Source organism: Mycolicibacterium sp. XJ662, assembly GCF_053484035.1.
The window spans coordinates 173,665-182,853 of sequence record NZ_JBEFTL010000012.1; the positions used below are offsets into that span (position 1 = coordinate 173,665).

The following is a 9,189-nucleotide window of genomic DNA, read 5'->3' on the forward strand; positions in this document are numbered from 1 at the left end:
TGATTTCACCCTGCCTAGGAGGCAATTCACATGGCCGCTATTGATCCGGCCGTCGCACGCCACAGAGCCGCAGTAGCCGGTCGCACACGCGCTGTACGCAATGGCGAGTGTCCGCCGCAAACCCTCGCCGACGCTAAACGCGATCTTGCCGAGGCAAAAATTGCCGCCTACATCGAGAAGGCCTTGGTCGCCGCGCCGCCGTTGTCAGACGAACAGCTCAGCCGATTAGCCGAACTGCTCAAGCCGGCACCCCACGGTGATGGCGTATGAGCCGACGAAAAAGGCTGGCCCCGCCACAGAGCCAGCCCTCTCGTAACCTCACCAATGCCACCGATTCTAGCCTGTATCGGCCGGAGGACGGCTACGCAGCTCCGGCCGCTGAGGACCGCGCCGCCGCGCAGATGTACGCGCTCGCTGACTCGTTGGGATTCAAGATCGCGGTGCCGTGTCTGGACTGTCGGCGGTATCTGACGGCTGATTCGTCCGTACGTGCTCACCGAGGCCCCCGGTGTCGAGCACGCCACGCCGAGGCGGTGGGCAAGTGACATACGCCTGTGCATCGCAGCAAGTCTCATGGTCCGACGTGCACGCGTTCGTCCTGCCGAGGCTCGAGCTGGTCGGAGACTGGCCGATGGTCGGCTCGCCCGCCTGGTGCGACCTTGACGACCGGGACCGGGTGAAGTGGGCCAGTGTGCTCGACGCGGCCCAGCATTGGGCGCTAAGAGTCGAGTACTTCCAACAAGTGGAATGCGACGCCTCACACGCCATCTCGGCCGCTGAAGACTGGGCTAAGCATGCCCGCATCATCAGGAACCGCGCCGAGTGGTTCGCGGCCCGGCCCTGGCTGAACAGGAGGGCCGGCTGATGACTGTTGATCGTTCAGGCGAACTGGCCGAGTGGTACTCCGAAGAAGACGCCGATGGCGCCGGGAAGCACGCGGTTCCCGGTTCCCGGAACGGGGGTGCGGAACCGGGAACCGACGTACATGCCGCAGCGGTTCCCGGTTCCCGGAACCGATCGGGAACCGTTGAGAGTGAGGTTGATCCGGCGGTTCCCGGTTCCCAACCCTCTATGCGGGAACCGGGAACCACAGACGAACAAGCCCTCTACGTGGACATTTCCGCATTGATCGATGGCACGGTTCCCGAACCGCCGGAACCGGTACTCGGTAAGCGCACTGATGGTCATTGCCTGTTCTATGGCGGGCAAGTCAATTGGGTGTTCGGTGACCCCGAGGCCGGTAAGTCGTGGCTTTGCTTGGTGTGTGTGGTTGAGGCGCTGAGCGCCGGCCGACGCGTCCTGATCATCGATCTGGACCACAACGGAGCACCGGCGACAGTCCACCGCTTAATAGCTCTCGGAGCCCCAATCGCCGCGCTACGTAATCCCGGCTTGTTTCGGTATTGCGAACCCGAAGACCGGGTCGAGCTGCGCCAGGTTGTCGACGACTCGAAGACGTGGCGCCCCGCTGTGGCGATCGTGGACTCGATCGGTGAGCTTCTGCCGATGTACGGGTCGAACTCGAACTCGGCCGACGAGTTCACCACCGTGCACAGCAATGTGCTCAAGCCGCTGGCCAAGGCCGGTGCTGCGGTTCTTGCGGTGGACCACCTTGCCAAGAGCGCCGACTCGCGCGCGGCCGGCCCAGGCGGCACAGCCGCCAAACGGCGCGCCATCGGTGGGGTATCGCTTCGGGTGAAGGTCAAGAAGCCGTTCACACCGGGCCATGGCGGCAGCGCGACCCTGGTAGTCAATAAGGACCGCCATGGCGGGCTGCGCGCGCATTGCCCCGTCGGCGACCGCGAACCCGTCGCCGGCACTTTCCGATTGCTGGCGTTCAACGATGGTGTCCTCGAATGGTCGATCACTCCACCGGCCGACGGCGAACGCAATGACGACGAGGCCGCACCGCCAGAAGACATTGCCGCAATCGCCTCACTAGATCCTCCACCCGAAACCGTCGAGGACGCCCGTCAACGACTCAAGTGGCAGAAACAGCGCACCGCCAACGCTTTACGTAGCTGGCGAGAACAGGCCCCTGAAGGGACACGTCGATGACCGATTTCCCGATTCTCGATGCAGCACGCGACTACGCCAACCGCGAGTTCGGCCGGTTCGTCCTCGAGGGATTCGGCTACCTCGACGCATACATCGACGAGATCGATAACTACTGCTCGATGGGACTCCGGCTGGTGCACGACCAGGCCGCCGGAATCCACCTCGAACTCGGCCCGTACGACCTTGACCGCAACGACGTTGAACGTCTGCGCGCGGCAATCCGCGCGTATGACTTGGCGACTCGCGGGCAGGCCGCGCAGTGAGCCGCGAAATGTCGCCGCCGTGGGTCGAGGCCCTGGCCACGATATTGCGTGGCGTACCCAAGATGCCTCGGGCGCTATGCCGCAATCACTGGCGGTTGTTTGATGCTTCGCACGACGACGAGGTTGAACGCCAAAACCAGGAGCGTGAAGCGCTCGGGTTGTGCCAGCGCTGCCCCGAGCTGCAAACGTGCGAGCGGTTCGTGCAGGGTCTGCCGAAGTCCAAACGCCCAGTCGGTGTTGTGGCTGGAGTCGTCAATCATCCGCGCCGGGCAGGCCACCAATGAATCCGCCGCCTATCCAATGCTGGTCGGGGGCGGTGCTGTTGCAAGGGCCAGCGGTGAGGGCGGCGCTCGAGCTGGCGCTGATCGGAATACGTTCACGCCGCGTCAACGGCCTGCCCGAGGGCGATATGCACCGTGAATTAGCCGAGGCACTCGCCAAAGCCATGACCGTGGACGGACATTCGGACGTCCGCGAACCTATCGAAGACCATGCTGTAGTCATGCCGACCGTTCCGCTCGACCAAGCCGCTACCCGGCTTGTCCTGTCGCCGAGGCAGACTCGGCGACTCGCCCCGAAGTTGGGCGGCAAGAAAATCGGCGGCCGTTGGTTCCTCGATGAGGAAGCCATCAACGAACATCTGCAAGGACACGCATCATGAATCGTGACGAGTTGGTCAAAGCCGTAGCGGCGATGACTGATACCGAGTTCGCCCAACTCGAAGCCGAGGCCCGCCAACCTAGCGGCCTCACCGGTAGTGAGGCACTAGCCCGTGGCCGTGAAGCGTTTTCGAAAGGCGGGCACCACAGGTTGACCACGATTGATGTGGAGAAAGCACCCGCCACCGACTACGCAATCGAAGGGTAAAGGAGGAGGACCGATGGCCAAGGCACGCACCAAAACCTCGCTGCGCGAACGTGTCCTCGATGAGGTTCCCGGCTACCGGCAGGCCCAGCGCCGCCACCTGCGGCTGACCGAGTTGTTCCAAATCGTCGGCACGCCGCTCAATGAACTTAACCGTGGCTATATCGACCGGATCTGCGCGGCCGCCGATGATGAAACCGTCAGCAGCCTCGATGACCTTGCGGGCGCCTACGCCACCGACTGGCAGCAACACAGCGGCCGGCTTGAGTTCTTTCGTCTCGTCGGCGCTGAGCGCGACCGGGCCGCCGACCACACCAAAACCGCTATGGCGCAAGGCGCGGACAGCGCGCTGGAGTTCCTGCGCGGCGAACTTAAGGCACTGGTAGCCGACATCGTCGAGAACCGCGAAACGGTCAACGCGCACCCGAACAGCGCCGCGAAAGTGCTTGCCTCCGATGCGGGCGCCGCCGACCGCTGGCACCTGGTGACCGTCCTCATCAGCCGCTACGAAGAGATCCGCACCGAGCACCGTCGCTACGTCAATCTGCAACAGGGCGAGCACATACAGGGGTACGCCACCGTCGGGCAGTGCGCCCGGTTCCTCGAGGTTGACCCGTACTGGCGCCACCAACGCGCCACCACACCGGGTCACGCCAGCACCGACCCGGCAATCGCGGCGTGGTTCAACAACAGACCTCGACGTGGGCAGAACACCGGCAATACCGGCATCTGGCCGGTGGGCTACTCGCAGAGCCAATGGCTGCTGATTGTCGCCGACAGTGAGCCGTGGCTGCCCGACGCCGACACCATCGACCACGCTCACCGTTTGGCTGAACAACTTTTCCTCGGCCGCAAGACATATAACCGGCCCGCGGAGGTCAAAGAGTTCTACCGCCTCGTCACCGAGCTGCGCAATCTGGGCGCCGTCGTCGATGTAGCCGCACCGCACGACCAAGCGTCAACGGTTGCTGCCCCAACCGAATCGAAAAATTGGAGACGGCGGCACCTGGCCGCCTTCAACACAGCCGAGGTTTAGACATGACACAGCGCCGGGATCACTTGCTCAGGCGGGGTTACCTGAGCCCCGTCGCTGCCCCGACGGCCATAGGGGCAAACCAAGCGGCCCGGTCTGTCCTGGACAAACAGACCGGGCCGCTTCCGGCTGGAACTCATGTTTATCGCACTGTTGTCGTAAGGCGGGTCTAAACCATGCCCATATACTTAGACGTCGTAGCGAAGCTGGATGAGCGGGCCGCGAAGGCTTCCGCCGACCAGATTGAGCGGCAGTTCTCCCAGGCGGGTAAGCGTGCGGGGGACCAGTTCTCGTCCTCGCTGGGCACGTCGATGTCCGATATCGACCGGAAGACTAAGCAGCTCGGCTCGCAGATGATTTCCGGGCTCACCGACCATGGCCGCAGCGCGGGTAGGGGTTTCGGTACCGCGTTCGGCTCGGAGATGGCGGCGTCGCTTCCTGGTGTTGGCCGGTTCACGTCGGCGATGTCGGGTTACGAATCAGCGGCGGGGAAGGCTGGCGCTGTTGCGGGCCGGGCGTTGGGTTTGGCGTTCACCACCGCTGCCGCTGGGCTTATCGGGGCGGCCGGGTTCACCCTGTTCAAAGGGTTCGAACGCTACAAGACGATTGATGCCGCGAAGAACCGGCTGGAGAACCTGAACCGGGTGCTGGCGCAGACCGGCCGCGCCACCATTGATGTCGGCAAGGTGATGGACACCGTCAACGATGTTGTCCAGGACACCCGATTCTCTCTTTCGGATGCGTTCGCCGTGTCGACTACCGCTTTGTCGTCACCGACGGGGGATTTGAAGCGGTTCATGACTGTCGTGGCGAATACGGCGCAATTCACCGGCCAGAGCATTGAGCAGGTCGGCCAGGCGTTCCTCAACGTCGCCAACGCCGGCAAGGTCGGCCTGGAGGATTTGAACAACCAGCTAAGTGGCATCCCGAAAGACTGGCTGGCCGCGCACTTGGGTGTCGGGCTTCCTGAGTTGAACAAGATGCTCGAGAAGAATCAGGTCGGTCTGGAAGACCTGTTGCAGACGATGGAGAAGAACGTCGCCGGGTTCGCTAAGGGCGGCGTGGGCACCCTTGAGGGCGCTATCGAGCAGATGAACACCGCTATCTCCCGGCTGGGCGCGAACACGTTGAGCGCGGTGTTCGGCGAGCCTATGGATGATGTGAACGGGTTGACCGATGCGGTGAATGCGTTCGCTAAGCAGATCAACAACGTGAACACGTGGGTCACCGCCCACCGCGACGACATCAAACGCTACTTCGACCAGGCCGTCGACGCCGCACAAAGCGTGGGTAACGCGGTCGGGGACGTGATGGGCGCGCTCGACAGCCTCAACGTCGACATCGGCGATGTGGCTTTGGCGTTCGGGGCGTGGAAGCTGCTGAACTTCACCGGCCTCATCGGCAATCTCGGCCGGGTCGGCGACTCTGTCAAGGGCATCGGCATGATCAGGCCCGCCGCGGGCAGTGTGCTGGCCATCCTCGCCGGAATCGAACTCGCCCGCCCATCGCTGGAGAAATGGGGCGATGAGCACTTGCCGAGACCTGAAGGCGCGCCATCGGGTTTCGTCGGCCTGGATATCGCTGGCAGCGTTCGCCAGCCGGCCCAGAGTGGAGTCCTACCGACCGCGCCGAACACGTCGGACCCCGCAACCGTCGGCGGTATCCCGATTCCGGGATTGTTGATTCCCAATCCTGTTACGCCGAAGCCGCTGGCCGGGACGCCGATCCCTCAGGACCAGTGGCGGTCATGGTGGGACCCGTCCGGCGGCGGTCCTGCCCCGGCGGGCAGCCCGATCCTTGGTCCCTCCGGCGCCGACGGCAGTAGTGGGTCGGGTCCGAAACTCCCTGACGCCCCGGTGGTTCCGTTCGACGCGACCCTGCCGGCAGGGTTCGCAGGGCTGCCGCAGACAGCGTCGATGCACAGCGCGCAGTCGGCGTTCCTGGATGCCCGCCACGACCTCGCCGAGAAGACCGCCCGGCTCAACCAGCTCGAGCAGTCCAACGTCGCGACCGAAGACGATATTCAGAAGGCCCGCAACGACAAACTCGAAGCCGAGCGGGACCTTCAGGGAGCAGAGTTGCGGCTACGCGAGACCGCACAGTCGGCGACCGAGAAGTACACCAAGACCCTGAACGGGGCCGCTACGGACCTCGGCCAAATCGGCGCCCAGCTCGATAAGGACTTCGGCATCTCCAAGGGTTTGGCTGGCATCGCGGAGAACATCACGAAGTTCGTGGCGAATCTTGCTGCCGCCCCGCTACTGGGCCAGTTGGGCGCTGTGAGTGCTGTGTCGCCGACGCAGGGCGGCCACGGGTTGATGGGTGTCCTTGGCGCACAAGGGGCTTTCGGCCCGCAGTACATGAACAACCAGTACGCGCAGGCGTCTGCGATGGGGCCGGCGGCCCTGCAATCGGGATTTAGCGGGAATGTCGCCGCGATGATGGCGTTGGCGCAAGGCGCAAGCGGCCGAACGAAATACGCCCCCGCCTCCGACTTGGTCAACGGGTTGGCGGACTGTTCGGGCTCCATCTCCGACCTCGTGGAGGTATTGCAAACCGGCCAAACAAGCCCGGGCCGCCTGTTCACCACCACCAACTTCGCCTCCGACGCTGAAGCGGCGAAGCTGGGCTTCCGCCCCGGCTTCATGCCCGGCGCCCTGAATGTCGGGGTGAACCCTTACCCGGGGCAGTCGGGCCACATGGCCGCCACTCTGCCTAATGGCGTGAATTTTGAGGGTGGCGGCGGCACTGGCGGCGGCGCACAGTACGGCGGAAACGCCGCGGGCGCACTGGATTCGCAGTTCGAGAAGCAGTACTACTTGCCGCTCGGCTCGACCATGACACCGACAGCGCAGACCGGATGGTTCCCGACCAACACAGGCTTGACGGGTGTTCCCGGGATGGCCGGCGGCCCGCTCGGCAACGGTATGCCGCAATCAGCCCCGTTCGGCTCTCCCGCACCAGGGGTCGGACCCGGTCCCGCTCCTGGCCCGACAGCCATCGGCGGCGGCCCCGGACTGTCGGGTGTCGGTAAGGGCGGCGTCGGGTATGAGCAGGGCGGGCTGATCGACATGGGCATCCAAGCCGGCGCTTTGGCTGCGGACATGTTCGCGCCCGGCGCGGGTCAGGTAGCCCAGACCGGCGCGAAGCTGGTTAACCGGGCTATCGAGTTCGGTTCGCAGGCTGTGGGTATCGGTGTGCAGGGTGCGATGGACACGGTTATCCCGTTCGGTGGGTCTGAGTTGGCGTCGAACAACTGGATTACCCGATTCGTCGGCGGCCTGGCGGGTGCCGCACCCGCACTGCCGAACATGGCCGGTAAGGCCGCGGGCCCGCTGTCGAAAGAACAAGCCCAACAGGGGCAACAGGGGCAGCAACCGCAGCAGCAACCTCCGCAAATCAACGTGGAGTACAACGCGACCAACCAGACTGAGGACCGCAACGGAGCCCACCTGTCCTACCACTTGCAGAACATGCACGCCGCACCGGGACATTAAATGGATGAGATGACGGATATGCCGGATCAACTACCGCCAAACGCCACAGACCGCCGGCGCGCGTTCGCCCTGCTGTCGCACTGCGCAGCCGACAACTCTGCGGGCGCCCGCTACATCGTGGACGAAGCACAAGCTGACAAGCGCGAGACCGACCTTCTGCGCGCCGTCATCGACGCCGGCGGCCAGCTCATCGCGGCTCTACGCACCGACATGGGAACGGAAGCGTGGGGATCCCTACTCGATGTGTGGGCGAACCAGGAAGAAAACATCGACTGGCGTCGCGCCGCCAGCGTGATCATCTGCCGGTTTCAGGCCAAGTACGACCTGTTTGATGGTCACGTCGCCGACGCCGCCGCAGACGGGCGCAATGCCGAACTCATCATCACCGCCGCGGGCTGCTACGTCGCTGCGATGCCCGAACTGGTCTCGCCCAAGGGCAGGGCTTCACTCGCGCATGTCGCCGCCGCGATGGCGGGCGAAGAAGACGCTCCGTGATGCATCCAGCAAACATTAGTAGGTCGCTGACCTGGGGGTATGCTCCTCCCGCTACCTTCCGAGGAGCCCCGGACGGCTTAGCGTCTGGCGGTGCGTCGATGCGCCGGGGATTTTTCAGAGGAAGGCTAACTAAATGGATTCGGGTGACCAGCTCCGCGCGGGCCTAGATGCAGCCCTACAGCGTGAGTCGGCCAGGATCGGCCAACCGCTGCGCTGGGATGAACGCGAGCAAGAACACATTGATGCCGCCGCCCAGGCCGCCAACCATGTCGAGGCGCTTCAGGGCCTACTCGATGCCGAGCTGGCTGGCGACCGCCGGCCGACGACCGTCGTGAAGTTGATGGCCGAGATTCGGTTGCAGCGCCAGGCGATCAGCGACCATCTAAGCCGGTTGTCGGTCGGCGACTTGGCCGCTGCAGGTAAGTCGCAGCAGCATCGGGCCGCTGCAGTCGCGCGATGGGGTGAGAACCGGCCCCGGAAGCGGGGTGCGTGATGCCCATTGTCGACGACGCCGCGGCCGGAAAGTCTCACAAAGGCGTGTACGCCGCGCTGATGCCGGCGGTCCAGGCTGAAATCCAACGCCGCCCCGGTGGTGCGCCACCGTACTGGCACGACCTGCTGGCTGCCCTGCGGGCCGGGGAGCCGGTCGAGGTGCCCGGCTGGCTGCTGCGGAAGTCGACGACACCACCGACCCACGCCGGATACAACATGCGTGCGGCGGTCAGCCCCGATGACCGGGTCACGTGGCACGAAGCAACCGCAGCCGACTGGCTAGAGGAACACGGCCTGTAGCGACACCTGGACATAACCGCAGGTCATATAGCACGCCTGGGGGGCTAACCCCCTTGCCGGGGCCTTCCCGCCCCGGATGTCATAGGCGTTCCTCCCCCCGAGACACCCCCCCCTCCCCCCTCTCCGATTCGGAGCTGAGGCCTGATGGTTGCCGCAGGTACGGCTCGGCTGCGGGTAGGACCGTTCG

At 64.6% G+C, this 9,189-nt stretch carries 12 protein-coding genes; 11 read left to right on the forward strand and 1 reads right to left on the reverse strand.

What is annotated here, in order from left to right:
- The first annotated feature begins 30 nt into the window (after window positions 1-30).
- The 4 genes from ABQE93_RS24340 (at window position 31) to ABQE93_RS24355 (ending at window position 2,321) form a co-directional block, all read left to right on the forward strand.
- A complete protein-coding gene (locus ABQE93_RS24340; RefSeq protein ID WP_448410866.1) occupies window positions 31-270 on the forward strand; it encodes a hypothetical protein in 240 nt (79 codons plus the stop codon).
- Window positions 271-583: 313 nt separating this feature from the next.
- Window positions 584-865: a DUF2742 domain-containing protein gene (locus ABQE93_RS24345; RefSeq protein ID WP_448410865.1), complete on the forward strand. Its 282-nt coding sequence runs from the start codon at window positions 584-586 to the stop codon at window positions 863-865.
- Complete coding sequence (locus tag ABQE93_RS24350; RefSeq protein ID WP_448410864.1) at window positions 823-2,058, forward strand: AAA family ATPase; 1,236 nt, start codon at window positions 823-825, stop codon at window positions 2,056-2,058. The genes ABQE93_RS24345 and ABQE93_RS24350 overlap by 43 nt, the downstream gene beginning before the upstream one ends.
- Window positions 2,055-2,321 (forward strand): hypothetical protein, encoded by a 267-nt coding sequence (locus ABQE93_RS24355; protein ID WP_448410863.1) that lies wholly within the window; start codon window positions 2,055-2,057, stop codon window positions 2,319-2,321. Before ABQE93_RS24350 ends, ABQE93_RS24355 begins: the two co-directional genes overlap by 4 nt.
- A gap of 74 nt (window positions 2,322-2,395) precedes the next feature.
- On the opposite strand, the gene ABQE93_RS24360 is transcribed toward ABQE93_RS24355, so the two are convergent.
- Window positions 2,396-2,599 (reverse strand): hypothetical protein, encoded by a 204-nt coding sequence (locus ABQE93_RS24360; RefSeq protein WP_448410862.1) that lies wholly within the window; start codon window positions 2,597-2,599, stop codon window positions 2,396-2,398.
- Window positions 2,600-2,658: 59 nt separating this feature from the next.
- Between ABQE93_RS24360 and ABQE93_RS24365 the strand changes: the two genes are divergently transcribed.
- The 7 genes from ABQE93_RS24365 to ABQE93_RS24395 all read left to right on the forward strand — a co-directional run bounded on the left by ABQE93_RS24365 (window position 2,659) and on the right by ABQE93_RS24395 (window position 9,002).
- Entirely contained in the window at window positions 2,659-2,982 is a 324-nt protein-coding gene (locus ABQE93_RS24365) for a hypothetical protein (RefSeq protein WP_448410861.1), read from the forward strand.
- The gene (locus ABQE93_RS24370) at window positions 2,979-3,188 is read left to right on the forward strand and encodes a hypothetical protein (protein ID WP_448410860.1); all 210 of its coding nucleotides are present in this window, start codon (window positions 2,979-2,981) and stop codon (window positions 3,186-3,188) included. The genes ABQE93_RS24365 and ABQE93_RS24370 overlap by 4 nt, the downstream gene beginning before the upstream one ends.
- 13 nt (window positions 3,189-3,201) lie before the next feature.
- Complete coding sequence (locus ABQE93_RS24375) at window positions 3,202-4,221, forward strand: hypothetical protein (RefSeq protein WP_448410859.1); 1,020 nt, start codon at window positions 3,202-3,204, stop codon at window positions 4,219-4,221.
- A gap of 173 nt (window positions 4,222-4,394) precedes the next feature.
- Complete coding sequence (locus tag ABQE93_RS24380) at window positions 4,395-7,715, forward strand: hypothetical protein (RefSeq protein ID WP_448438079.1); 3,321 nt, start codon at window positions 4,395-4,397, stop codon at window positions 7,713-7,715.
- Window positions 7,716-8,210, forward strand: a complete 495-nt coding sequence (locus tag ABQE93_RS24385; RefSeq protein ID WP_448410857.1) for a hypothetical protein — start codon at window positions 7,716-7,718, stop codon at window positions 8,208-8,210.
- Window positions 8,211-8,343: 133 nt separating this feature from the next.
- Window positions 8,344-8,703 carry a hypothetical protein gene (locus ABQE93_RS24390; protein ID WP_448410856.1) on the forward strand — a complete coding sequence of 120 codons (360 nt, stop codon included), beginning with the start codon at window positions 8,344-8,346 and terminating at the stop codon, window positions 8,701-8,703.
- Window positions 8,703-9,002 carry a hypothetical protein gene (locus ABQE93_RS24395; protein ID WP_448412472.1) on the forward strand — a complete coding sequence of 100 codons (300 nt, stop codon included), beginning with the start codon at window positions 8,703-8,705 and terminating at the stop codon, window positions 9,000-9,002. The genes ABQE93_RS24390 and ABQE93_RS24395 overlap by 1 nt, the downstream gene beginning before the upstream one ends.
- Window positions 9,003-9,189: the final 187 nt, after the last annotated feature.